This window comes from Clostridium sp. CTA-5 (assembly GCF_054768135.1).
The window spans coordinates 1,071,362-1,097,732 of record NZ_BAAAAT010000001.1; the positions used below are offsets into that span (position 1 = coordinate 1,071,362).

At 26.8% G+C, this 26,371-nt stretch carries 17 protein-coding genes; 4 read left to right on the forward strand and 13 right to left on the reverse strand.

Features of this window, described 5'->3' with window-relative positions:
* The first annotated feature begins 76 nt into the window (after positions 1–76).
* The gene (locus ACYUET_RS04930) at positions 77–1,090 is read left to right on the forward strand and encodes an ABC transporter permease (protein WP_460278130.1); all 1,014 of its coding nucleotides are present in this window, start codon (positions 77–79) and stop codon (positions 1,088–1,090) included.
* 431 nt (positions 1,091–1,521) lie between these two features.
* On the opposite strand, the gene ACYUET_RS04935 is transcribed toward ACYUET_RS04930, so the two are convergent.
* From ACYUET_RS04935 to ACYUET_RS04945, 3 genes are all read right to left on the reverse strand, one after another.
* Positions 1,522–3,774: an ATP-binding cassette domain-containing protein gene (locus tag ACYUET_RS04935; RefSeq protein WP_460278131.1), complete on the reverse strand. Its 2,253-nt coding sequence runs from the start codon at positions 3,772–3,774 to the stop codon at positions 1,522–1,524.
* Entirely contained in the window at positions 3,755–4,213 is a 459-nt protein-coding gene (locus ACYUET_RS04940; protein ID WP_460278132.1) for a MarR family winged helix-turn-helix transcriptional regulator, read from the reverse strand. The genes ACYUET_RS04935 and ACYUET_RS04940 overlap by 20 nt, the downstream gene beginning before the upstream one ends.
* A gap of 277 nt (positions 4,214–4,490) precedes the next feature.
* Positions 4,491–5,078, reverse strand: a complete 588-nt coding sequence (locus ACYUET_RS04945; protein ID WP_460278133.1) for a hydrolase — start codon at positions 5,076–5,078, stop codon at positions 4,491–4,493.
* A 164-nt stretch (positions 5,079–5,242) separates the two neighbouring features.
* Between ACYUET_RS04945 and ACYUET_RS04950 the strand changes: the two genes are divergently transcribed.
* Entirely contained in the window at positions 5,243–5,794 is a 552-nt protein-coding gene (locus ACYUET_RS04950) for a helix-turn-helix domain-containing protein (RefSeq protein ID WP_460278134.1), read from the forward strand.
* Between the two features lie 87 nt (positions 5,795–5,881).
* Here the strand turns inward: ACYUET_RS04950 and ACYUET_RS04955 are convergent, their stop codons facing one another.
* The 4 genes from ACYUET_RS04955 to ACYUET_RS04970 all read right to left on the reverse strand — a co-directional run bounded on the left by ACYUET_RS04955 (position 5,882) and on the right by ACYUET_RS04970 (position 18,147).
* Positions 5,882–14,998 (reverse strand): GH36-type glycosyl hydrolase domain-containing protein, encoded by a 9,117-nt coding sequence (locus ACYUET_RS04955; RefSeq protein WP_460278135.1) that lies wholly within the window; start codon positions 14,996–14,998, stop codon positions 5,882–5,884.
* A 194-nt stretch (positions 14,999–15,192) separates the two neighbouring features.
* The gene (locus tag ACYUET_RS04960; protein ID WP_460278136.1) at positions 15,193–15,798 is read right to left on the reverse strand and encodes an MptD family putative ECF transporter S component; all 606 of its coding nucleotides are present in this window, start codon (positions 15,796–15,798) and stop codon (positions 15,193–15,195) included.
* Positions 15,799–15,815: 17 nt separating this feature from the next.
* A complete protein-coding gene (locus ACYUET_RS04965; RefSeq protein ID WP_460278137.1) occupies positions 15,816–17,330 on the reverse strand; it encodes an ABC transporter ATP-binding protein in 1,515 nt (504 codons plus the stop codon).
* An 88-nt stretch (positions 17,331–17,418) separates the two neighbouring features.
* Positions 17,419–18,147 (reverse strand): energy-coupling factor transporter transmembrane component T, encoded by a 729-nt coding sequence (locus ACYUET_RS04970; protein ID WP_460278138.1) that lies wholly within the window; start codon positions 18,145–18,147, stop codon positions 17,419–17,421.
* A gap of 345 nt (positions 18,148–18,492) precedes the next feature.
* Between ACYUET_RS04970 and ACYUET_RS04975 the strand changes: the two genes are divergently transcribed.
* Entirely contained in the window at positions 18,493–19,470 is a 978-nt protein-coding gene (locus ACYUET_RS04975) for a helix-turn-helix domain-containing protein (protein WP_460278139.1), read from the forward strand.
* Between the two features lie 349 nt (positions 19,471–19,819).
* Here ACYUET_RS04975 and ACYUET_RS04980 read toward each other — a convergent pair whose 3' ends face one another.
* Positions 19,820–20,755 (reverse strand): DUF5692 family protein, encoded by a 936-nt coding sequence (locus ACYUET_RS04980; RefSeq protein WP_460278140.1) that lies wholly within the window; start codon positions 20,753–20,755, stop codon positions 19,820–19,822.
* 736 nt (positions 20,756–21,491) lie between these two features.
* Here ACYUET_RS04980 and ACYUET_RS04985 point away from each other — a divergent pair.
* The gene (locus tag ACYUET_RS04985; RefSeq protein ID WP_460278141.1) at positions 21,492–22,898 is read left to right on the forward strand and encodes a peptide MFS transporter; all 1,407 of its coding nucleotides are present in this window, start codon (positions 21,492–21,494) and stop codon (positions 22,896–22,898) included.
* A 132-nt stretch (positions 22,899–23,030) separates the two neighbouring features.
* On the opposite strand, the gene ACYUET_RS04990 is transcribed toward ACYUET_RS04985, so the two are convergent.
* The 5 genes from ACYUET_RS04990 to ACYUET_RS05010 form a co-directional block, all read right to left on the reverse strand.
* The gene (locus tag ACYUET_RS04990; protein WP_460278142.1) at positions 23,031–23,501 is read right to left on the reverse strand and encodes a hypothetical protein; all 471 of its coding nucleotides are present in this window, start codon (positions 23,499–23,501) and stop codon (positions 23,031–23,033) included.
* A gap of 133 nt (positions 23,502–23,634) precedes the next feature.
* The gene (locus ACYUET_RS04995; RefSeq protein WP_460278143.1) at positions 23,635–23,808 is read right to left on the reverse strand and encodes a hypothetical protein; all 174 of its coding nucleotides are present in this window, start codon (positions 23,806–23,808) and stop codon (positions 23,635–23,637) included.
* Positions 23,783–24,541, reverse strand: coding sequence for a YdcF family protein (locus tag ACYUET_RS05000; protein WP_460278144.1), 759 nt, complete (start codon positions 24,539–24,541; stop codon positions 23,783–23,785). Before ACYUET_RS05000 ends, ACYUET_RS04995 begins: the two co-directional genes overlap by 26 nt.
* A gap of 136 nt (positions 24,542–24,677) precedes the next feature.
* Complete coding sequence (locus tag ACYUET_RS05005; protein WP_460278145.1) at positions 24,678–25,619, reverse strand: endo alpha-1,4 polygalactosaminidase; 942 nt, start codon at positions 25,617–25,619, stop codon at positions 24,678–24,680.
* Positions 25,620–25,827: 208 nt separating this feature from the next.
* On the reverse strand, positions 25,828–26,364 hold the full coding sequence (locus ACYUET_RS05010) for a DUF3267 domain-containing protein (protein ID WP_460278146.1): 537 nt from the start codon (positions 26,362–26,364) through the stop codon (positions 25,828–25,830).
* Between the last annotated feature and the right edge of the window lie 7 nt (positions 26,365–26,371).

Sequence of the window (26,371 nt, forward strand, 5' to 3'; positions counted from 1 at the left end):
AAAATATAATTATAATTTAAAAAAGTTACAATGCATAAATCAAAAACACAAGGAGAATATGTAATATATACGCTCTTTGGATTATATCGCACAAAGTAAAAGCCATTATCAAATAAAAAACGAAATGATTAACAGTTCTGATTTATACACTATCTTAAACAAATATTTTGTTAGTGTAACGAATAAGGTTGGATTTATAGAAAGAAAGGTAAAACTTGATAAGCTACGCTTTACTACTAAATTTAAAATAAGAGAGCAACTTAGAAGTATATCAAGAAGTATCTTTCTTCTACTAGGTATTATTATGTCAACAATGCTACTGCTCATGGGATTTGCAGCTAAAAGTTCTATGAATAGTTTAATGAAAGATTCTTTTAATGAGGCATTTAAATATAATTATCATTATGTATTTAATTCTATTCAAAATGGTATACCAAAAAAAGGTGAAGCTTTCTTAGAAATACCATTTGCATTACAATCTAATAACAAACTTATCTTCACAGTATATGGTGTAAGTCCTGATTCAGAATACATATCTTTTAAAGATAAATCAGGAAATATATTAAAATCAGATAAAATTATTATTACAAGGCCTTTAGCTGATAAACTTAATATAAAATCAAATGATACAATTAAAATGATAAATAGACTTGACTCAAAAAAATATAGCATAACAGTTAATAATATTGCTGAGACCTTTGTTGGTCAATATATTTATATGCCACTTAATACACTTAATGATCTTCTTAAATTTCCAACCGACAGTTATATTGGATTATGGAGTACAGAAAAATTAGATATTCCTGAAAATAAATTATTAGCTACTATAACTGTTAATGATATGAAAAATGCCTTTAATACAATGACTAAACCATTACAAGCAATTATTGGAGGTGTATCTTTTATATCTTTTATAATTGGGCTTATAGTACTATATGTTGTTACTTCACTTACTATAGAGGAAAATATATCTCTTATGAAAATCTTAGGTTATAGGAATAATGAGGTTTATTCTCTAATTTTGAATAGTTGTACTTGGCTATATTCTTGGAATACCAATACTTCTTGCATCTTTAAGTGTTTTATTTAAATCAATAACAAGAGACATGAGTGTATCTTTCCCTGTAACTATTGATTACATATATGTTCTAATTGGTTTTGTTATAATATACTTAACCTATGAATTTTCAAAGTTATTAAGTAGAAGAAAAATCAACAAAATTACCATGGCTGAAGCCTTAAAATCTAGAATGGAATAAAATAGTGAATTAAATAAGAACCTTTATCTTGTGGTTGTTGCAAGTCATCACGACTTGCAACAGATTTAAATTTATTTTATAATAATTTTTTACTTTCTCTAGAGTTTAACTTTCAATTGATCTTTCAGTTTTTGATTGTAATTTCTTTAATCATTGCTACAATAAATGAAGTTTTTACTAAAATAAAGTAATACATTTATACTAATTTAATACTAATATATTAAACTCTATCTTTTAGTAGCTATTTTACAAAAATAATGTATTATCTTCGTGTATATTCTAACAATCTTTTCCCTGTCAGAGATGAAGAACATAGTAAAATATTTTCCGGATATCCCATATACATCACTTCTCCACCATTAAAACCACCAAAAGGTCCTAAATCAATAATCCAGTCAGCATGGCACATTACACTTAAATTATGCTCTAGTGTGATTATTGTTTTTCCTCTCTCAATTAATTTTGTTAATAATTCTATTAACTTTTGAATATCTGCTTCATGTAATCCGTTGCTTGGCTCATCTAATATATAAATTTCACCCGTATCATTTAAAAGTGTTGAAGCTATTTTCAATCGCTGAAGTTCTCCCCCTGATAAAGTATCAAGTGATTGTCCAAGTTTAATATAACCTAGATTTACTTCTTGAATAGTATATAATATATTTTTTATATATTTGTCACTAAAAACTGTTAAAGCCTCTTCAACTGTGAGGTCAAGAATATCACTTATTGTATATCTATTATACCTATACTTCAACGCTTCTTGCTTATAACGTTTTCCATCACATAACTCACAAGTTTGTTCAACATCATCTAGAAAAGCAAGATCTGTTTTAATTATTCCTTTTCCTTTACACAAAGGACATGCACCTTCTCCATTAGAGCTAAATAATGAAGGAGATTGATTACTTGTCTTTCCAAATATAGTTCGGATTTTATCAAAGAAACCCATATATGTAGCTAATATCGAACGAGAGGATGTATAAATTCTTCTTTGATCTAAAATCATGCTGTTTGGATACTTATTGCGAAAAAGACGTGTGATTAGCGTACTTTTACCTGAACCTGCTACTCCCGTTATAAGTGTTAACGCATTTTTAGGTATTTTTATAGATAGGTTTTTTAAGTTAAACATTTTTGCGTTATTTAATTCATAAAAATGTTTAAAATTTTTCTTTTTTCCTTTTATATTATGTTTTTTAGATAAAGCAATACCTGTAGTAGTAGAACTTCCTAATAATTCTGAATATGTTCCTTGGAAAGTTATTTTCCCACCATGAACTCCTGATTTTGGCCCCATATCAATAATATAATCTGCTATTTTTATTACATCTGGATCATGTTCAACTATTATAACTGTATTTCCCTTTTCTTTAAGTCCTTTAAATATATTATTTATGCCAATAATATCATGGGGATGTAATCCAATGCTAGGTTCATCAAATATATATAGAATATCATTAAGGCTACTATTTAAATGTTTTGACATTTTAATACGCTGAGACTCTCCACCAGATAATGTATTAGTTGTACGATTTAATGTAAGATAATCTAATCCAACTTCTTCTAACGTACTTAATTGCTTTATAATATTATCAACTACTGCTTGAACTTTTGATTCATTAATTGTCTGAATAAAAAATTTCAATTCATTTATTGGCATATCTACACAATCACCAATTGATTTTCCTTTAATTTTACAAGATAAAATCGTATCATTAACACGTTTTCCATTACAATGAGGACAAATCTTTTCATCAACAAGTTGTTCAATTTCTTTTTTATATTGTTTTTGCTCTTTTTCTAAAAAAGAACTTCTAATTCTAGGAATAACTCCAAGATACTTAGCTGTTTTATGCCAATTGTTTGTTGGGTTATCTGGTATTTTTTCTTCTTCATAAAGCAATGTGTTAAGTTCTAAATTAGAGTAATCTTTAATGGGTTTTTTAATATCAAAGTAACCAGATTCAGTATAACGGCTTAATCGCCATCCCCCTGGTTGAAATGTAGGAAATTGAATAGCACCTTCATTTAAACTTTTATCAAAATCGATTAACTTATTAATATCAATATCTTTAACAACTCCTAATCCTTGACAATATGAACACATACCATTTGTATTGTTGAAAGAAAAATTCATTGAATAGCCAACAAAAGGTTTTCCTATTCTAGAAAAGAGCAGACGTAATAATGTATAAACATCAGTAACTGTTCCAACTGTTGAACGTGCATTTCCGCCTATTTTCTTTTGATCTATAATAATAGATACAGGAAGATTATTAATCTTCTCAACATTAGGTCTGCCATAGTGTGGCAACAAACGTTGAATATAGGTGGAATATGTATCATTCAGCATTCTTTGAGATTCAGCAGCTAGTGTATCAAAAATTAGTGAAGACTTTCCTGAACCAGATAGCCCTGTAATTATAGTAATTTTTTTCTTTGGAATACTTACTGATATATCCTTAAGATTATTTTCATTTGCGTGAAGTATCTCAATCATTTTTTCTGTCATAGTGTCCCCTTCTTTCTTCAAAAATTTTGCTTACTTTAAAACATAATTCAGCAAAAAGTACTTGTTCATTTTCATTTAAAGCAGTTGAAGCAATTTCAGCTAAATGTTCATGTCCTTTCTCTGTGTTCTTTAAAAATTTGAAACCTTTATCCGTTAATTCTGTCCAAAGTTCTCTTGCATCATAACTACTTTTCTCCTGTTTTATATAACCTATATCTTTAAGAATTTTTAATCCTTTAGATATTTTAGAACGTGAAACACCTAATCTACTACTTAATTCTGCAGGACGACTTCCATTTGTTTTATATAAACACTCAAGTAAATCATACTGAAACCAAGAAATATTGTCTGTATTTACTCTATTTCTTTCAGCAACAAGTTCACATTGAAGTCGTGATAATCCTTCTTCTAATTTAGAATTATATAAATTTTTATTCATAAATAAACACCTCATTAATGTTAGTGGAATATAGTTTCCTTTTAGAAACTATATTAGCACTTTAATAAAATGATTGCAATAAAGAAATTATACAAAAAAAGTCCATCTCAAATTTGAGACGGACTTTTTCAATAAATTAACCATCTATTTTAATAAATTCGTTGCTGTAAATCAAATTTATATTAAAATAAAATTTGATAGCTTTTTATTATTTTTCTTAGAATTAATTTAGGAAATTATTTAGTTTTTAGCTACTTTTAAGTCTGCTACGTATTCACTAATTATTATATATTTCCATTTGATTATTAATATATTCTTCACAAGAACGCATAGCTAAAATTGTTTCTTCAAGTAATTTATCTAATTCCCATCCAAGCATATCTGCACCTTGCTTAATTACATCACGTGAACACCCAGCTGCAAACTTTTTATCCTTAAATTTTTTCTTAAGACTCGAAAGTTCCATATCCATAACACTTTTAGATGGACGCATCCTTGCCGCTGCACCAATCAATCCTGTAAGTTCATCTACTGCAAATAATACTTTTTCCATCTGATGCTCTGGTTTAGGTTGTTCTTCTAAACAAAGACCATATCCATGACTAGCTGCTGCTCTTATTAATTTTTCATCAATCCCACGTTCTTTCATAATTTCTTGAGTTTTGCTACAATGTTGTTCTGGATACATTTCAAAATCCAAATCATGAAGTAATCCAACTATAGACCAGAAATCTGTTTCATCTCCATATCCCAATTTTTCTGCGAAATAATGCATAGCACCTTCAACTGTTAAAGCATGCTGAATATGAAATACCTCTTTATTGTATTCAGTGAGCAAAATCCATGCTTCTTCTCTTGTTATCATAATAATGTCCTCCTTTAAATATTTCTCATCATTTTTTTATTCTTCTTGTTTACTTTAAGTAGTTACGATATAATAATTTACAAACGTTAAATATATTTAATGTTAATTATATTTTACATTCGTAATTTATAATTGTCAACATGATTATAGGAGGGTATACCTTAATGAATATAAATTCTATTATTGCAGAAAACCTAAAAACACTTCGAACTGAACGAAATTTAAGTTTAGGCCAACTTGCCGAACTATCTGATATCAGTAAAGTTATGCTATCTCAAATTGAAAAAGGTGACACTAATCCAACCATAAATACTTTATGGAAAATAGCTAACGGATTAAAGGTTCCTTATACTTTATTACTTGAGCAAAAAAAACATGATACTTCAATTATAAAGAAAAATGATATTGAGGCTCAGCTTACTGAAGAAGGACATTATAGAGTATATTGTTACTACACTAGTACACCCTATCGCAATTTTGAACTTTTTCAGATTGAACTTGATGAAGGTTACTCATATACATCTGTAGGTCATTCTAAAAAATCTGAGGAATATATTATGGTGTTAGAAGGTGAGTTGACATTAGAAGTAAACAATGAAACTTATAAACTAACTTCTAATGATTCAATAAGCTTTTCAGCATCTAATCAACATATATATGTTAATACTGGAAAAGGAACATTAAAAGCTGCAATAACAAATTTTTATCCAGTCTAATCATTAAGTATAATATAATAAGACTCTATATATGAAATTTACCATATATAGAGTCTTATTTTCATAAATACTTCAAAATTTTTTGTATTATATGTATACAACTACATCTATTTTTCCTAAATTTCTTGGTATTATATTTCCATTAATTTTTTCGCCATTTATAGTTATATGAGATTTATCCTCTTTAATCTCTGACTTAACTACAATATTTGAGTTTTTTCCTTTATCTATATTTTCACCTCTTATTACTTTTATATTATAATCTTCTTTATCATTTTTAATTTTTATTTCAAATTCATTCCATGACTTTGGTATACATGGGTTTAATATATAGCCTTTATCTTCAACTCTTTTTAAACCTAAAATATCTTCAATACCTACTCTATACATCCAACCTGAAGCTCCAGTATACCAGCTCCAACCACCTCTTCCTCCATGTGGTTCTTTTATGTATACATCTGCTGCCATTACATAAGGTTCTAATTTATATGTCATACATTCAAGTTCAGTCTTTGTATGATTTATTGGATTTATCATATTATAGTATTTTAAAGCTTTATCTCCCAATCCTAGCTTAGTTAAAGCTAAGATTACCCAAACAGCAGCATGAGTATATTGTCCTCCGTTTTCTCTTACTCCTGGTACATATCCTTTTATATATCCTGGTTCAAGATATGAATTACTAAATGGTGGTGCTAATAAAAGTATTAATCCCTTATCTTGTTTTACTAGATTTTTATCAACAGCCTCCATAGCTTCAAAAGCTCTTTCACTATATGTTTTTAATCCATTTTCTGATTTAATTTCTGTAGCTCCTGAAATTATAGACCAACTTTGAGCTAAAGAATCAATTTGGCATTCAGGATTTTCACGACTTCCAAGTGGTGTACCATCATCAAAATATGCTCTTCTATACCAGCCGCCATCCCAGGCGTTTTTCTCTAAGTTTTCTCTTATAAATTCCTTTCTCTCTTCATAATGAGTCTTAGTTTTTTCATCTCCTTTAGCCACTGCAATTTTAATGAAGTTTTCTAAAATAGAATACAAGAACCAACCAAGCCATACACTTTCACCTTTTCCTTGATTACCAACAGTACTCATACCATCATTCCAGTCTCCACTACCCATTAATGGAATGTTGTGCACTCCAAACTTTAAAGCTTTTTCTATAGCTTTTAAACAATGTTCATATACTGTTCCTTCTTTTGAAGATTGGTTTACTATTGTATATCTCTCATCTTCACCCTCTCTTAAAGGCTCATCTTCAAGATAAGGTGCAGTTTCTTGCAAAATTTCATAATCTCCAGTTGAATTAATATATTCAGCAGTAACATAAGGAAGCCATAATAAATCATCACTAAATCTAGTTCTTATACCCGAATTTACAACTGGATGCCACCAATGTTGTACATCTCCTTCTACATATTGTCTTGAAGCACTACGTAATATTTGAGCTTTTGGTATTTCTGGGTTAACAACTCCTAATGCCATTGAATCCTGAAGTTGATCTCTAAATCCATATGCTCCACCACTTTGATAAAATGCACTCCTACTTAAATATCTACAACTTAAAGTTTGGTATAAAAGCCATCCATTTACAAGATAATTAAATGATTTATCTGGTGTATTAACTTGTATATTTCCTAGGAAATTTTTCCAATACACTTTAACATTATCTAATTCTTTTTCTGCATTTCCTTTAATCTCATATTTCTTAATAACTTTTTCTATATTTTCTTTTTCTTCCTCACCAAATAAAATTAAAAGTTCTTTCTTTTCTCCTTTTTTAAGTTGAATCTTTGTAGTAGCAGCTAAGCAAGGATCATAAATTCCTCCACACCTATTTGATAGAGCTTCATAATTTAATGCTTTTGGTGCTGACACTTCTCCATTAATTCCTGTAAATTCTTTACTATCTCCAGTAAAACTTAAATATTCTCCACCTAAAATAGTTAGATAAGAATTATATTTTCCAAAGTATTCACTATATGGATTACATCCTCTAATAAATCCACTATTATATATATATCTAGCACTGTTAGAGACATTATTCTCTTCATTTACATTTAATTTATTATTTTTCTCAACATTACCATGAATATATGTTGAAACATATCTAGAACTATCATATTCATATACACCCATTACAAGTTTTGCATAATAGAATAAAGAAATTTCTCTATCATCTTCACTTAAGTTTTCCAATGTTACTTTTTGAATTTTCACCTTTTCATTTTTAGGTGCAAATATTTCTAGCTTTCCTTTTAAATCATACGCAGTATGAGTAAATTCAGAATATCCAAATCCGTGTTTTATAAAATAATCTCCCTTATCTCTAACTGGTTTTGGTGTTATAGAAAAATAATTATAAGAGTCATCATCTCTAATATAAAGTGCTTCTCCTATAGGATCCCTAATATAGTCATTGCTCCAAGGAGTTATCTTATTTTCTCTAGAATTTCCACACCATGTATAAGATGATCCGCTTTCAGATATATGAAATCCAAAATCATCATTAGAAACAACATTAATCCAAGGTGCTGGAGTGTTTTTAAAGTTAGATAATTTTATCAAATAACTATTATCAAGCTTACTAAAACCACCATATCCATTAAAGAAATCTAAATCTTTCATATTAAAATCTTCATCAAAATCTTCTGTATTAAAATCTTTCTTATTCATTGATTTTGATATACCGTCTTTTGTTCCTGATGTTTCTAATCCATGAATTAAATCCTGTTTTTCTAAAAAGTCTATATCATGATCATATTCTTTATATTCAGTTATATTATCATCTAATCTAGGCATTACTTCATCAGCAATTTCTAATTTATAGTTAATATTTAATGGTTTAGCTTCTTCCTCTAATCTCTTAGTTTCCTTCTTGTTAACTTTATTTTCTTGTAAGATAGAATCTTCTTCATTATTATTTTGTATATTATTGTGATTGCGTTTATAACTTTTTTCATCAACTGACTTGTTATACCTTGAAAATTCACTAATACTATTAATTTTAGAATCTTCACTTTCTTCAATTTGTTCTAATATTGAACCTTTTTTCGAATCAACATACAATCTAGCAATTCCTATTATTAAGTCTTTAACCTGTGGATCCATAGTAGATTTATTATGAACAAATATTCCTCCTGGTATATTTAAAGAATTACGTTCTTTTGATGTATGTATTGCTTGCATTATCTCTTTTTGAAGTGGTTCATCATATGAAATTTCTTCATTATTATATATTATTAAATCTAATTTAACCCCTTTAAGCTTGAGATAATAATGTAAATTTAAAATATTAGTTACTAAATTAATATTCTCTTCATGTTCAATAGTTAAAAATATAATAGGCAAATCACCTGAAATTCCATAAGACCATAAATCTTTTTGATGCTTTGAAATATTTTTTATATATTCCTCTCTATCTTTTCTACCACTATGCAAAAAGAATATATATGAAGCTAAGCTTTGGAATATATTAGCCTGAGCACTTCTTATACCCAAATTCTTAAGTTCAAGCTGAGTTCTTATGCTATAGCTTTCAAAAACTTTCTCTAAATTATTAGCTTCTTTATTTTGTTTACATATATTAATAGCAGCTTCTTTAGAATCTGTTGTTCCTGTTATAAAATAAAGTTCTTTTTTTGAGTTTCCATCCAATCTTATTCTAGCTCTTATACTCATTATTGGATCTAAAACTGTTCCAACAGTATTGTTTAATGCTTTATCATTATCCATAGCTAAAGGAAATTTAAGTTCTCTATTTCTTCCTATAAAATTAATTCTAGAAGTTTCATAACTTATACCACCTTCTAATTCTCCATTTGCTACAACTTTGTGAAATATATAGGGTACTTTTGCGCCTTTAACTCTACCTCTTCTGCTTCCTATAAGTACATTTTCCTTATCATCATATTCCGTTTGAACAAATAAATTAGAGAAAGTCGGATGCACTGTATCTGCACTAAAAGTAGCTAGTGTTATTTCCATATAACTTGTTATCTCAATACTTCTACCCTTATCACTTAAATTAGTTAAAGTAATTTTTCTAACTTCAAAATTTTCATCTGGAGAAACAACCACTTCCATTTGAGTTTCTATATTACCATCTTTTCTATTAAACTTGGCTTTATCTAAATTAAATTCAGTGACATATTTATCTCCATACTCTTTACATGGTTCAAATGTGGAACTCCAATAATCATTAGAATTTAAATTTTTTATATAAAAGAACATTCCACTATCATCACTTGTGGAATTACCTTTCCATCTATAAAGCATCATATCATTCTTTTTAGAATAACCGCTTCCAGCCACAGTTAACATAGATGAATATTCACCATTAGATAATAATAAAACTTCTGGATTATCTTGATTTGCCTTTTTAAAATTCCTTGGAATCAAGTTTTCTCCTTCAAAATACATATTCTTTATAGAAAAATCTTCGTTTCTTTCAAAGGTTACACTATGAGGAATCTTTTCTTTTAATATAAGTTCAGTTGCTTTAACCTCTGGCAAGCTATGGAACCTATTAATTAAAATATTGTCAAGAAGTACATTATCAAGAGCCATTAAAGACATTCCTAAATGGTGCACCATGTATGTCATAACTTTATTTGGCTTTATTCCATCATTATATATACTATCCTCAGCTATATGCATATCATCATATTTTGTATCACTTTCTATTGAAACATTATCCTCTTTATTATCTATTTTGTTTTTTATCACATATTTATCTTCTCTTGCCTTAGTATAATCTACTGCCTCAATAAATCCATATCTTCCAACACAACCTATTTCCTCTAATTTTTTAAGATTTTTAATTCCACTTTTTTTAGAAAATTGTAATGTCATCAATGTTGAGTAAGGAGATATTACAATTTCATCCTCAAGTCCTCTTTTTAATCCGATACCTGGAATACCAAAGGCTTTATATTGATAATTTTCGTCAACATCAAATTTATAAAATGCACATTCGGATATTCCCCACGGTATTTTCTTTTGCTTAGCAAAACTTTTTTGAGCCTTTATTACTGATTTGTATGTTTGGCTTAACAATGTCTTAGGATAATTTCTCATTATTAAAGCTGGCATAAAATACTCAAACATAGTTCCACTCCAAGATACAAGTGCATGAGTATGAAAAGCATCCGTCATAGATCTACCTAATTTAAACCAATGAGATGTAGGAACATCATTTTTAGCTACAGAAACAAATGATGCTATTCTTGATTCTGATGCCAATAAATCATAATAAGAATTTCCAAGTGAATCTTCTTCTACATTGTAACCAATAAAAAATAACTGTCTAGTTGTATCATAAAGAAATTTAAAATCCATATTTTCTGAGATTACATTAATATCTTTAATTATAGTATCTATTTTTCTAAAATAAATTTTTAACTTATCAATTTTTTGTCCCAATGTATTATTAAAATCATCACCAAATTCATTTTTATATTCTTCACATCTATCAATTAATTCTCTAATACTAGGAATTCCTTCAAAAAATTCTTTACTATATAACCTTTCCAATCCATCAAATATATAATTATAACCTTTAAGCTTACTATTAACCTCCTCAAAAAACTTATTTACCCAATATTCATCATCTTGATTCATTTTTTTCTGTAAATAATCTTCATTTTTATTACTACTATCTTTTTGATTGATTTGTGTAAATTCGTTAATTTTATCTAATATCTTATTTAAAGTTTCCTTATATTCACCAAAGTTAATATTCGAATTAAATATATCTTGAATTGAAGGCTTTTCTTTTTTAATTAAATCATATATATCTCTTAATGATAAAATCTCATTTATTCTTATGATTTCTTTATCTTTTAATTCCTCCATAGCTTGTTTTAGTACCCACAAATCGCCTAAAAGATTTCCACTATCAACAGTTGATACATATCTAGGCCATAATGGAGATTTAGTTTTGGTATCATACCAATTTAAATAATGTCCATGAACCATTTGTAAAGATTTCATACTATCTAATATCATTTCTGTTTTATCAACAAATTCCATCATTGTTATGTATCCTAAATCATAAGCAACAACATTTGAAACAAGCCCCATACCTATATTAGTTGGAGATGTTCTATGCGCAATTCCTTTAAACGGTTTTTCTTGGTAATTATCTGGAGCTAAATAATTGTTTTCTTCATTAACAAAATCTTCATAATAAGCATATATTCTTCTTGATATTCTTCTTAAATAAACATTTTCTTCATCATCTAAAATTGTTTTATTTTTAGAATTAAACTTGCTTATACAGTAAGCTAAATATGGACTAATTATCCAAAGTCCAGCAACAATTGCACTATACATAATAACCCCTATAGGATTATAAATAGACAAATACAATACTAGTAATCCTATTATTGGAGCAATCCACATTCTTTTTAAATATGCCTTAAAGCTATTATTACTATACTTTTTTTCTACTGAATCAAAAGATTGCCATTCCAAAAGATTTCTTTTAGATATACATAATCTAAACAATGTCCTTATTATTGCATCAATCATTAAAAATGCCTGATAAGGAATAAAGCTAAATATTAAAAGTATCTGTTGAAAACTCTTAAATGTACCCATAAGCTTATTTTTAGGCGTAACAACAAAATCCGTAACCGTAAATACTAATGAATTCATAAGTGCTAAAAAACAAACTAATGCTATTTGACTTCTTCCACGTAAAACAGTTAAAGAAAGAATTAATGCAATCAACAGATTAGGTGCTAAAAGACTTCTTCTCATATTATCAAATATTTTCCATTTATTAAGAGAACTTATCTTATTTGAAAATAACCAACCTATAAGTTGCCAATCCCCCCTAACCCATCTATGTAATCTTCTACAACTACTCTCATAAAAAGCTGGATATCCATCTATAAATTCTACTTGACTAATTAAAGCACATCGTGCAATTGCTCCTTCTAAGAGATCATGACTCAAAATTCTATCATCTTTTATTGATGGATGTAATGTATTATAAAATTCATCAATATTAATTATTCCCTTACCTGTAAAAGAACCTTGACCAAATAAATCTTGATATGTATCTGAATAAGCTACTGAATATCCATCAACTCCACCTTCTCCACCAAAGATTTTTGAAAAATACGATTGATTTTGTGCTTCTAAACTTATGCTAACCTTAGGTTGCATAATGCCATATCCTCTTACAACTCTGTTATTCTTAACATAAGGTACATTGAGTACATGACTCATCGCCCCTATAAGTTTAAAACTACTTTCTCTTGGCATAAATGTATCTTCATCTAAAGTAATTAAATACTTAACATCCTCAAGAGGAGTTATGTCTGAACTTAAAACATTATAAGTATGATCTGCCTTTCCTGTAATAAGTGCCATAAATTCCATAAGCTTTCCACGTTTTCTTTCTTTACCCATGAAAACATTTTGCTTTTTATTATAAAGCCTTTTCCTACTGAAAAAGAAAAATCTTGCTTCATTATTTGTATTTTGGTAATAATCTTTAGAATATTTATTATTTAACTTTCTTGCACATTCAAGTCCACATTTAATTATTTCTTTATCTTTTTTTCCAATTTCCGAATCTGAATCCTCAAAGTCACTTAACAATGCAAAATAAAGATTTTTATCTTTATTTCCACAATATGCTACTTCTAATTTTTCCATAAGAGATTTAACTTTTTCTTTCCCATTCACAATTGCTGGAATAACCACTATTGTTTTGCAGTCTTCAGGAAGTCCTTCACTAAAATCCATTTTTGGTACTAATCTAATGTCTACTGTTTTACTTACAATCCAGTTAGTAAGTCCAATTATAATTTCATTTATAGGAATTAAAATCAGTAAAAACGAAATTATGTACTCTGCTTTAGTATATTTTACTCCTCCTAAACTACATATAAATAAAAAAAGTACACTTATAATAAATGTTCCTAAAATATTTATAGCTAAATATGTTCCTTCAGAAATTACATGATTTACATTATGATGATATCCTTCAAGTTGGCTCATACCATTATCAATTAAGTAATATCCAACATGAGATTTATAAGCTTCTTTGTTATCTTCTTTATTCTTTAAAGAAAGTTGTAATGCATTATATGCTATATTAATTTCATTTCTATCAATTATTTTAGCTATATTTTCAAGCTTATGTCTATAATAATCTTTAGATTCAAAATCCATACTTCCATAAACATTTTCTGGATCTTCTCTTAAAATCCTATCTACTAATGATGTGTTTTGGAAGAAGTTCCTCCAACTTATACCTTCAATTTTCCTTATTGAAGTTATATATTCTCCAATGTGTCTTTCTAAAAATTCTTCTCTTAAATGGCTCTTAATAATATAATTATCAAGTTCCTGATCTATTTTCCATTTTATCTTTACAAAATCATAAATACTTTTATTTTCTATAGAATTATCTCTTAAAACTTTAAAAAACTCTCTTAAAGATAACGGACTAAATTCTTCATATTTATCATTAATACGCTCAAGTTCCTCATCAATTTTATTATTACTTATAGCGTCTACAATTCTCTCAGCAACAATTTTCCCCTGTAATATTTGCTTTTGAATATCAACAAGTTCATTGGTATACTGTGATAAATTTATTATTATTGCTGTCTTAAGCATAAGTGGAAAGGCCCAAAGTTCCCCCATAGTAAAAGCCATATCTTTATTAATCTTAATATTATCTATTTTACTAAATAATTTTTCACTTATATTATTACAATTTAAATCTACCCCCAAATTTTCTTCTTGAATTTTATTTACATACTTAATAAAACTCTGACCGTCAATATCTCCCCCTATATTTATATAATTTTTTGCAACTACGAAAATGCGTGGAAGGTCATTTTCAAATTCATTATAATTTTTCTTTTCAAAATTTTCTTCTTCATCAAAGTTTTTATTTTTAAATGAAGTAGTTATTTTATATTGATAATTACTAAAGTTCTCAATAGAAGGTAGCGAATTAAAATAATCCATAGGCATTTCCTTCTTAATTGCCTTATATTCTTTTTCAATTAAATATATATTATCAAGAAGCCATTCAGCTGCTCCAATAACTTTAGTATTTCCCTTAGTCAGTTTTCTAAAGTACTTAAAATTTTCATGAATACAAGAAAATCCTTGATTAAGTTCTCTTAAAACATTTCTTCTTAATCCATAAGAATTATTTTTCCTCAAGTAAAAAACTCCCTTCTCAAATTAAATATTCCTTAATCATAATTACTCAATGGAGTTATTTTTACCAAAATTACAAAAAAAATTCTCACTTTTAAAAAATAAATATCCATTCTTTTTTTCTTTATAATATAAATAAAAATAGTAAGTATTAAATACCTACTATTTTTGCTTATATTATATGAAAATGTATACTTTTATGCGATTCCTGCTCTTTCAAAATGCTTACTAAGAAGTTTTTTCCCCCATAAGCTTCCTAGATACGCAGCAATAATTGTTACTATGCTTAATATAACCATTGTTTGAACATTTACTATTTCTAAACATCTTCTTAATATTTCCACTGATTCAGAACCTTTTGCTGATTCCTGTGCAATATATGCTTCCTTCATATAAACAAAAGGAATATATTCACCTAATGCAAATCCAAGCATATAAAAGGCAAAACCTGTAGCAGCTGACAAAAAATTTTTTCTACCCATAAAAGTAAATATAATTTCTCCAATTATTCCACCAAAGAAAATACAAATCCCCATTACACCCCCTGGTGCCATAGTTAAAAGAGATAATCCAAGAAGTGAGCCACTTATAATAAATATCCCATTCATCTCTGCCTTTGAAATCATAAGCATAAATATAATACCAGCAACAAGTGATACAATTATAGGTAATACTACTAAAATTGGTGGAAATAATCCTATCGTAAATCCCAAAGCAAAAAATACTGAAATAATTAAAGCATTAAATACCCCTATTGTTATTAATTTTCTTACAATATTACTACTATTTTTCTTACTTGACATAATACTCTCTCCTTTATTTATACTATCTTTGAATAAAGTAATTCATTTGAATATTGATTAAATGGAAAATTATCAAAACTACCCTTATCATCAAAATACATTAATCGATTAAACGTATTTAATGCAAATTCATAATCATGTGTAATTACAAAAATACATTTACCCTCTAAGGCAAGTTTTTTTAGAATATTACTTACAATTTTCATATTATTTGCATCTAAACCACTTGTAGGCTCGTCCAAAAATAAAAATTTACTTTCTTGCATACATGCAACCGCAATTGCAAGACGTTGTTTTTGACCTCCAGAAAGTGAAGATGGATGATTATCCTTATAAGCTTCTAAATTAAATAACTTAATATATTGTTCAGCCTTTTCTACTATATCTTTATTAATTTTTTTCCCTACTAACATTTCCTCTAATACACTAGAAGCAAATAATTGATAATCTACATCCTGCATAACATAAGAGGAATTCTTAATTCGAATACTCTTTCCTGTATTTTTACCATCTACATATATTTTCCCACTATTTTGTTTTTCAAGTCCCATCAATACTCTAGCAAGCGAACTTTTTCCAACACCATTCTTACCTATAATTCCTATAATTTCTCCTTCATTAGCTTCAAATGATACATCAGACCATAATCTTTTTCCAATATTATAGCCAAAAGAAATATTGTTTACTTGAAGTAATGGAGCCTTTTTCTCTTGTGGTAAAACTCGTACGCCCTCTGAAATTATAAGTGTACCTAATTTAATTTGCCTAAGTCCTTTATTTTCGAACCATTGATTCGGTTTATTTCTAAAAACTTTTCCCTCCAATACTTTTTGCAGCTCACCATTTTTCATTATAACTACTCTATCTACTAAATCTTTTAGGTAATGTAATTTGTGTTCAGAAATAATTATGGTGTGGCCTTTATCTTTTAATATTTTTAAAACATTAAAAAGTTGTCTTGTTCCTTCGCCATCTAAATTTGCTGATGGCTCATCTAAAACATATATTTTAGGCTTTAGTGTATATACTGAAGCAACTGCAACTTTCTGTTTTTCGCCACTAGATAAATTTAGAATTGGTCTATGTATTAAAGAATCTAATTCCAAATCCTCTATAGATTTTTTTATACTTTTTTGTATTATTTCTTTACTTATTCCATAATTCTCACTTGAAAATGGAAGTTCCGTTTTTACATGTAACGTAAAAAATTGTGATCTAGGATCTTGAAAAACTGAACCTACTTCTCTTGAGATGTCTCTAAGTGGAACTTTATTAATATTCATATTACATACACTAACTTGTCCATCAAGCTTACCTTCATAGAATTCTGGAATCAACCCATTAATGCATCTAATTACTGTAGTCTTACCACATCCACTTTCACCTGTAAGTAAGATAAATTCACCTTTTTTTATATTTAAATTAAAATTTGATAAACTTTTCTTTTTAGAATTTTTATAAGTAAAATTAACATTATCAAACTTAATTATAGTATCATCATTAATTCCTTCTTTTATTTGATTTTTATCCAAGAATAATAGCCCCTTTCTTTATATTAAACTTATCTAAATTTCTATTGTTGTATGTTATTTTATATAATCACTATTTCAAAACTTAAATTCAAACTAAAATATTACTATTATGAACTAATATAAATAATCCAAAAGCACTAATACATCCAATACAGTAAATACAATCACTAATTTGAAATTTCACTTCTGTACATGATGTTCTTTTATGTTCTGTATCAAGGCCTTTGCATAATGATGCAGCAGATAATTCTTCAGATATTTTTCCACTTCTAATTAATAGTGGTATCATAAAATTTTCTACAGATTTCATAGGATGTAATAATAATCCTAAAAAAGAAGTATTTAATCCTCTCATTTTTAAACTTTCTCTAACTTTTAATATCTCATCTTTAATTGTTGGGATATAACGATAAACTACAGCTAATGGAAGAATCATTACTTTGGGAATGTGTATTTTTTCTAAAGCAAATAACAATTCATCCATATAAACTTTTTGAATTAAAATAACACATGCTAAATAAACTGGAAATAAACGAAGACATAAAAAAATTAATGTTGTAAACATCATAGTAATAAGAGGGATTTTAAAATATACCAACAAAATATTAGTTACATATAATAGTATATATGTCATTGAAAAATGTATTGCTGTTTTAACCATTCCATGCCATAATATTAGACCATTCATTACAATAAATAAAAGTAATAATTCTATAGGACGATTTAGTATAAAATTTAAGATTGATACTATAATCACTTGAAATATTAATACTCTTGGATCAGGTTTTACTGCTTTAAAATATATTGTATTATTCAATATTTTCACCTCCTCATTCCTTTAGCTAATATAAACTACTTACTTTTTATGCTATATTAAATTACTTTTTATTTTTTATCTGCATCTCTTTAAGCATTTATTTTTATTAAATAAATATATACATTAGCTTTTTTGATTATTAACATAACATCTTTTTTGATTTGTAAGCTATTTGCATAATTTAGTTGAATATTAATTAATTAGATAATATAATAATATTGATAATCACTTTCAATATACTCTCGTATAAAATGTACAACTATTTACTTAACTTATCAATATCATTTTCATATATATGTCCATTTAAGGTATTGATTCGTCTAATCATGGTATAAGGAGGAAAAAATGAAGAATGTTTTAAAAGAAATACATGATCCATGTTTATTAAAGCATGGTTTTTATTTAGATGAGAACTGTTCAAAATTTAATACTGAAGGTATTTGCTATTCTGTACTCCCTGAAAAAGGGATTGGACATTATTGGGTTTATCCCTATAAAAATTTATTTTCTATTTCAATTCATGATTTTGTGCTTTCAAAAGATTTATTTTTTGAATATAAAATTCCTGAATACTTAAGTATAAGTTATTTAGAATCTGGTTCAGGAAAAGAATTTAAAACATTTAAATCAATATCTTGTGGTTGTATAAAAAGCTTTATTGGAAATCATTCTTTGTATCAAGCTCTATTTCATAAAAATATTCCTATTCGTTCTATTGGAATTGAGATTATGCCAGAATATTATAAAGATTATTTACAAAAAAAATATCCTGGAGAATACAAAAACCCTTGCTCTGCTTTTTTAAGTATAGATGGCACTGTTAATTTTCCAGAATTGATATCTCTATTAAAACAAATAAAGAATTATCGTGGAACTGGCATGACTGCTAAATTATTTTATGAATGCAAAGTAGCAGAGGCAATTTCTCTAATAGTTGATAAATCAAAAACTATGAATACTATATCAATGCCTACTAGAAAAATATCAAATGAAGATATAAATAGTATAAAAACTATTTCTTCATATATTGATGCTCATTATGCAGCCGAAATCCACCTAGAAGAACTTTCAAAACTTGCCTGTATGGGAATAACTAAGCTTAAATATACATTTAAAGCGGTTCATAAATGTACAATTACTGAATATATCCAAATAAAAAGAATGCACCATGCAGAACATATGCTTTTAAATACAAATTTAAATATTAATGAAGTGGCACAAATTGTAGGATATAAAAAAGCAAGTAGATTTTCTGAATTGTTTCGTAAAACTACTGGGCTACTTCCAAATGAATTTCGTAAAAATTTAAATATAACTAAATAATTTTTGTATTTTTTGACTTTAAACTTTATTATATTTCAATAAATCTTTATATTTAAACTGATTAAATAAGTTATATTACATTAATTATAGTAATTGCAAAGCTCTGTTGCTTACAGAGCCTTTATTTAAGTTATCTTTTTTAACATTGTACATATTAATTATTAATGTTATTTATAATATCTGTAATCATTTCATTTAGTTCAAGTTCTTTTGGAATAAGTAACAATGTATCCTTTATCAAATTAAAACAATTATTTAAATTATCTTTAGTATCTTCTATACATATAATAGATATAATATAAGCCAATAATACTTTTAATATCATTGGCTTATTTGTTAATTTTATAAATTACTTATTTTCTTTAATGACTTTCTTATAAGCTGTTGTTTCTACAAATATTTCATCTTTTAATGGATTAAGTTTATTTTTACGAATCTTATTAAACTGATAAACTGCTAATATAATATTCGCACTTAATGATAAAAAACTTACAATAAAAAATACTTTTGAATTATGAGTAGTAGGCACAGGTGCTATTCTATCTGCGAATGAAGGTACTGTCATAACAAACATAATCCATAAAGCAAGGGTTTGTGCACGATGTTGTAACCATGCCCCCTTTTTGATAAAGAAAGCAGGTATAGTACATGAAAATAATAATGCTAATCCACAGTAAAATGAATGATCTGCTATACAATTGTATGTATAAGCAAAATTCCATAAATCATAGGCTATAATCCAAGGCCATATCATATCTGGCCATATCATATCTTTTGTTTTGTCTTTAGAAATAAAAATACCACACCATCCACAGATAGTAATAATGTTAAGTAGTCCAGCTACACCATTCATAATATTCCAAGGCCCTGACATTACCCAAAGATTATTTATATATTCTCCATTCCATGCACCATATGTGAAACATTGAAAATCACGAATAGATGCTTCAAATATATTAAGTGCTAAAATAAAAGGTGGAAAATATAATAGCCACTTTTTTTTAGTAAGTGATGGATTATATCTAAGAACCATAAAGCCAAGACACCCAGCAATTGCAGAATAAGTTTTTACCCAATTAAACCAATTGCCTGTACCATATTCATTTCCTGATGCTGCAGTGATTGGCCAAACGAAAATAGTTAACATTATAGGAATAATTAAAAAAAGTATAATTCCGCCCCATTTAGTAGAACGTCCAAATTCATTAAATGCCATTAAAGCAAATAAAACAAAAAGCCAAATTCCCCACCCAGTAAAGTTTGTTGTTTCATACAAAAAACCCATAATACATCTTACCTCCTAAAATAAGATTCTAACCTTAAATAAATTATTTAACTTATAAATATTTGTAAAATCAGTGTATTTTTCATCTATAAAATACTTATATTATAGAATGTTTCTTATATAGATTATTTGCAAACATAGTATTTTATTCCATAACCATCTACATATAGAGTTATTTTCTATTTTTAATTTAATATAAAATAGAAATTTTTTATAAATAAATAATGTAATATACTCCCCTCTTTAATTAATTAATAATTTTTCTAAACATTTTTTATTATATTGAAGTAATATAACGTTATTTATTCAAAATATATAGCATAATTTGCAAAATTATAATTTAATAATAATAATCATGTAACTCTTGTAATATTAACAAATCCCTCTCTTTCTCTATTAGATCATCTTCCAAAAAAATTATACTTTAAAATCTATATAAAATTTAAACCCAAACAAAATATGCAAGAAAAACATTTCATTCTTGCATATTGCTTATCGGTATAAAATGAATAATTATAAAATAAATATGTGTTTTTTTATCTGATTATCTATTTTTTACTTGATTAAATTTTATATATGTATAATTCCTCATGATAAAAACCTAAAAAAATTATTTATATTTTCATAAAAATGCAATTTATAATTTCATAAAAATTCAATTTTAGACTTGTCGAATCTCTAATTAATTGGTAAAATTATAATGTTACAAAAAAACAAATGAAAGAAGAGGTTAATTATGGAACTTAAACAGACAAGCGATGGGATGATGAATGAAGTTTCAGAAAACAAAACATTCAAACTAAAACACCCACCAGGATTATATCTATTATTTTTTACTGAAATGTGGGAAAGATTTAGTTACTATGGTATGAGAGCTTTACTGGTACTATATTTAACTACAGAATTTATAAAAGGTGGTCTTGGTGTTGATAAAGCATCAGCATTACATATGTATGGTTCATTTACAGCACTTGTATATCTTACTCCAATAGCTGGAGGATACATTTCTGATAGATATATAGGTCAAAGAAAAGCTATTACTATTGGTGGAATAATAATAGCCCTAGGTCAATTTACGTTATTTTCAAATCAAAGTATGACAACTTTATATATAGGACTAGCTTTACTTATAATTGGTAATGGTTTCTTTAAGCCAAACATTTCAACACTAGTTGGACACTTATATCCTGAAGGTGATAAAAGAAAGGATGCCGCTTTTACTATTTTCTATATGGGAATAAATGTTGGATCATTCTTAGCTCCTCTTGTATGTGGTACTTTAGCTGAAAATCTAATGGCAACAAAGCAAGCTGGTGAAATCATGCATTATGGATTTAGATATGGTTTCTTAGCAGCTGGTATTGGTATGGTTTTAGGACAAATACTATTCAACTCATTATCAGATAAATATCTTGGAGATATTGGTAAAACAACAGTAGGTGTAAATAAAAATAGTGAAAATAAAAATGTTAAAAATAAACCTTTAACTAAACAAGAGAAAAACAGAACAATTGTTATATGTATATTAGCTGCTTTTGTTATAGTTTTCTGGACAGGCTTTGAACAAGCTGGAAGTTCACTTACTGTTTATACTAAAGAATATGTAAATAGAAGTGTTGCTGGATGGGAAGTTCCTGTTTCATGGTTCCAATCATTAAATCCACTATTTATAGTATTATTCGGAATACCTGTATCAAAATTATGGATTAAATTAGCATGTAGAGAAAAAGGAGACTTAAGTATTCCTACAAAAATGGCTCTAGGTATGATTATGTTAGGTATTGGTTTCTTATTAATGGTATGTGCCGTTATGCAAAGAGGCGGAAATGTAGCTGATACTGCTGTAAAAGCTAACATGTTATGGTTAGTAGGCGCTTATTATCTTCATACTATGGGAGAACTTTGTTTATCACCTGTAGGACTTTCTATGGTAAGTTCATTAGCACCAGCTAAACTTGCTTCATTCTTAATGGGTGTATGGTTATGTAGTCAGTTTGTTGCTAATGAAGTAGCAGGAATTGTTGCTGCATACACTGAAACTTTAGGACACTTAGAAATATTTGCTGGAATAGCTGTAATTTCAATAGTTATAGGATTAATATTATTAGCTTTAAATAAGAAATTAGTAAAAATGATGCAATAATATTATATAAGGACTATATAAGAATATCGAAAATATTTTTATATAGTCCTTTTTAAAATTATATCTTTTAATTTAATATTATCCATATTGTTATGTAGTATAGAAGGATATAATTTATAATTATATCCTGTCTTATATTTCAAAAGAATAATATCTTTCCTTAACCTCTCTTGTAAAACCATAATCTACAATTACAGGTCTTCCATTAATAATACCCCAACTACTCTTTCTGCCCAAATCAGCTAATAACAAATTATATTTTTTCATAATATTCTGTAATTCTTTTGACTTAATTAGCTCCTTTTTACTTGTAATATCAAAATATTTCCATACATATAAAATACTCGGAACCATATATGCTCTTTCCATTATTAATAAAACAAAATTATTTGATACACCTATAACTTTTGCAAATAAGTTAGAATGATTATTTAATGAAATTTTATATTCTGACTTATTTTGTGCAATTCCCGCTCTATTTTTTGCTACTTTAATTACATATCCATTTCCTAAATCAAATACTTTCCTGCCAGAACCCGAACCAATATATCTATAGTATCCCTGTGTTAAATTAAACATAATTTGATTAAATTCAATAAGCATTTTAAACACCTGCTTAATAATAAATCTTTATACTTTTGTATTATTGTTTTAAATTCGTTAGTAATACTATCTACATTATATTATTCACTTCATATTAAATAGGTTCATTCTAATATTATAAGTTAATTATTTTTTATAATTTATATGCTATTTTTCTAGTTTTATCTAATATATTTTGTGCTATACATTCTTTTTCCTTAAACCATTTACCTTGCTTAACAGTTTTAATTACAATTCCTTCTTTAAAGCCTCCTCTTGCATCTTTCTTTTTATCTCTGATATTAATCAAATAATATACTTTTAACAACTCCAAATGCTTCCCTTGTATACATGACTGGAATGAATTGCCACACTGTATTGCTTGAGTAATTTTCAAAATTCTCATATCCATTTTTCTTTGCTAAAATACCACTTCTAAAAGCGTGAAAATCTGTTGTTACTATTTTAACACTAACCTGATCTAATGATTTACCACTATGTTCTTCAATTTTTTCTTTAGAATATTTAAAATTCTCATTAGTATTTCTAGATTGATCTTCAATTATTATTTTATCTTTAGGAATGCCTTTCTCAATTAAATAAGTACTCATAGCCATAGCTTCCGATATATGTTCATCATCTCCCTTTCCCCCTGAAACAACTATATATCCAGTATTACCATATTCGTTAATACACTTTAAAGCTGCATCTAATCTTCCTTGAAGTATTAGATTTGGAGTTTTTCCATTAGTTAATCCAGCACCTAATACCAAAATATAATCTGAATTTTCCTTTTTATATTTTGGGTATGTTATTATAATTGCTTCAATTCCAATAAAACCTATTAACCCAATACATAGCATTACTTTAAAAACTTTAACTATTTTTTTATAAACTTTAATTTGTTTTAATTGTTCTTTTATAAAATGAAATACTATAAATGCTACTCCAACAAATGCAATCGGAATGCTAAAAGCTATTTTAGTAGAACTTAATTTATTTATAAGCACTATATATATAACTAATATTATTCCTAAAATTAAATCACTGTTTTTCTTCAAGACTTTTTCCTCCTTATTTTATATATATAATTAAACTTCTTTTATCTCTACTATAATTTTACAATAAATTTCTAGATTATAATACAAAACAATAAATGCCTAGAGAAAGTCCTTAGGCATTTATTGTTTTATATAATTATTTATAATTTAAACCATCAATTATTAATGTATCTTCATAATTATTTGTTTGATAATATAACCATTTATTATCTTTTGCTATTTTCTTACTTTCTTCATAATACTTATTTTGATTAGGTAGCGCCATAACAATACCATTATTGTTTAAAGTATATCTATCAAGAATAGCTTTTGTATTAATATAAAAAGTTTCATCAGCACTTTTACAAATATCTTCATATAATACTGCATCAACAAATTTATTAGTTCCTTTATCTAACAATTGAAAACCTCTATTTTGGATAATGCTTAACTTAGGATTTGCATTCTTTAATTCTTTTATGAAATCAGCACCTGCTTGTTCCATTTCTTTCATATAGGTTTCTACATCAAATACTTTAACATTATTTTCTTCTAATATATAATCCATATTTTCTAAATCATCTAATGTATCTACAAATACTCCATCATAGCCTTTATTGTAAATGCGTTCAATAACTTTATTAATTATCTTAGTTCTATATGATTTTTGTTTTAAATCTCCAAGTTCATTTTTCTCCCAATGAGTAAGTATATTATTATTTACTTTTAATTTTTCATTATAATTAATTGAATTTATTAATTCTTTATCAGCTGATGGAATTTCAATCGAACTTGTATAAGCATACACCTTTACACCAGACATTTGTAATTTTTTACATGCGTCATTTGCTCCTTCTTCTAATGGATTTATTACTACTAAATCATAAGTTTTTAACTTTTCTATAGTTTTTTCATCAAAATTATATCCATAATAAATAATATAATTTTTACAATCTTTTATTGGATTCTTTAATTTTATATTCTCACTATTAATAATATTATTTGTTATAGATTCTGCTTTAACTTTAGTAAAGTTTAAGCTTCCTACTACAACTAATGCTAATGAAAATAGTATAACTTTTTTAATATGTTTATTCATACAAATCCCCCACATAATCAATATGGTTTTATCCTATTATGACATATTTTTCATAAATATATTGTTATTATATCATATTTTTAATAATATTATTAATTTTTATATTTGGATTATTAATAACAAAAACCGTATATTTATATGTATATTTCTTATACTTTTTAAACTTTCTTAATATCATATATTACATTTATCATTTTAATAACTTTATTTAAAATATATGAACTAATATCTTTGGTAATAGCGTTGCAATAGCAATAGCATAAAATAAATCAAGCCATACTACTGATCCCCAAGAACCAATATATATAATCCCAATTATAGGTAAAATTAAAATTTTTATTATAACAGAGACTTCAGAGTTTTTTAAAATTGAATTTATCATAACTTTAGCATCACCTGTGCTTGGAAATGCATGCATTAAAATAGAAATTCCAATCCATCCAAGAAATAAATCAACAAAACTTGTGCAATGATTAAATTCAAACAATTCAATTGATACTGGTAAAGTAATTATTCCCCCTAAAATGCTATTTACCAAAAAAGGTCCTATTGAAATTAAAAATACTTTCAAAGGTTTGTCACTAGGTTCATGTAATACATAACCACATGGATTATCTAATTGAAAATATTTAACCTTGTAAACAGGTACCCTCATTAGTCTACAAAATAGTTGATGTGAAATTTCATGTACAATTACTCCTGGAAAAGTTAAAACTGAAATTAAAAAGCCAGGTATTATCATCATTTTATAT

Coding starts and splice junctions, on each gene's coding strand:
- ACYUET_RS04985 (WP_460278141.1), top strand. CDS start 21,492: ATGGAACTTAAACAGACAAGCGATGGGATGATGAATGAAGTTTCAGAA.
- ACYUET_RS04950 (WP_460278134.1), top strand. CDS start 5,243: ATGAATATAAATTCTATTATTGCAGAAAACCTAAAAACACTTCGAACT.
- ACYUET_RS04980 (WP_460278140.1), bottom strand. CDS start 20,755: ATGGGTTTTTTGTATGAAACAACAAACTTTACTGGGTGGGGAATTTGG.
- ACYUET_RS05010 (WP_460278146.1), bottom strand. CDS start 26,364: ATGATGATAATACCTGGCTTTTTAATTTCAGTTTTAACTTTTCCAGGA.
- ACYUET_RS04990 (WP_460278142.1), bottom strand. CDS start 23,501: ATGCTTATTGAATTTAATCAAATTATGTTTAATTTAACACAGGGATAC.
- ACYUET_RS04960 (WP_460278136.1), bottom strand. CDS start 15,798: ATGTCAAGTAAGAAAAATAGTAGTAATATTGTAAGAAAATTAATAACA.
- ACYUET_RS04975 (WP_460278139.1), top strand. CDS start 18,493: ATGAAGAATGTTTTAAAAGAAATACATGATCCATGTTTATTAAAGCAT.
- ACYUET_RS04940 (WP_460278132.1), bottom strand. CDS start 4,213: ATGAATAAAAATTTATATAATTCTAAATTAGAAGAAGGATTATCACGA.
- ACYUET_RS05005 (WP_460278145.1), bottom strand. CDS start 25,619: ATGAATAAACATATTAAAAAAGTTATACTATTTTCATTAGCATTAGTT.
- ACYUET_RS04945 (WP_460278133.1), bottom strand. CDS start 5,078: ATGATAACAAGAGAAGAAGCATGGATTTTGCTCACTGAATACAATAAA.
- ACYUET_RS04935 (WP_460278131.1), bottom strand. CDS start 3,774: ATGACAGAAAAAATGATTGAGATACTTCACGCAAATGAAAATAATCTT.